Genomic DNA, 1,009 nt, shown 5'->3' with positions numbered 1-1,009 from the left:
GGTATGAAGAGTACGGTTCCAGGCTTTGGTCAGCGTTACTTAGTAACGTATCAAGATAGTGATGGTAACTGGCTTTCAGGTGAACATACCTACAAACTGCATGTACCAGCGAATGTCCCTGCATCAAACTTCTGGTCGACGACGGTTTACGATGAAAACAATCGCCTGATGATCATCAACGATGCAGGCTCACCAGACATTTCTTCTCGTAAGAATTTAAAAGTTAACTCTGACGGTTCGATTGACGTTTACTACGGTCCAAGCCAGTGAAAGGTTATGAGAACAACTGGGTACAAACGAACCCAGGAGAAGGTTGGTTTACGTATTTCCGCTTCTACGGCCCAACAGAGAAAATGTTCGATAAGAGCTGGACGATGGGTGATATCGAACTCGTCAAATAAGAACATTGGTATCAATATAGGGAAACACACGTCTCCCTGAGTTATAACACGGCACCTCAAAACTGAGATTGTCTGTTGTAAAATTAAGCTCGGCTACAGGACTGTTTTACCTGTGGCTGAGCTTTTTACTAAATAAACAAGACTTATCATCTGGCTAAGTCTTGAGAATAATCTGATGGCGCGTTTTCCAACTTTCCAGTTGTTTGTTGGCTGAAACACAGAACATTTACTGTTGAGATATTGAACGCAAATATCGTGTAGTCAAAGGTGGAATATCTTGTCAGAATGTCCTTACTTATTTTTAATTAATCAATTTAAAACATATAGTTAATGCTCATTTCGTTAAAGTTCGAAATTTGACATTTTTGCTGATCAATTTAGTCTGGCTTTCCAATTAGAGGAAGCATTTATGTTCAGCATTCTAAGAAAAATAATCATACTTACCGCAACCGTAACCAGTCTTGCGGTTTCCTTTAATGCGCTTGCGAAAGAAAATACAAAAGACAGCATCGTAGTCGGCGTTATCACACAAAACGACTCTTCAAATTCCGTTGTAGACAGTGTCGGTCCATTTTACGGCATCAACCTCGATTATCTCTCTAACATCG

Annotated in this window: 1 protein-coding gene and 1 pseudogene; both read left to right on the top strand. The window is 40.0% G+C overall.

The features are described from left to right. The first annotated feature begins 3 nt into the window (after positions 1-3). A pseudogene (locus R8269_RS26575) lies at positions 4-401 on the top strand (DUF1214 domain-containing protein). A 409-nt stretch (positions 402-810) separates the two neighbouring features. Beyond that, positions 811-1,009, top strand: a 199-nt coding sequence (locus tag R8269_RS26565) for a hypothetical protein (RefSeq protein WP_318223083.1), incomplete at its 3' end; no start/stop codon positions are given.

The organism is Vibrio sp. Vb0667, assembly GCF_033391095.1.
Note: the sequence above shows the minus strand (reverse complement) of the source record. Positions and strands in the feature narration are given on the sequence as shown.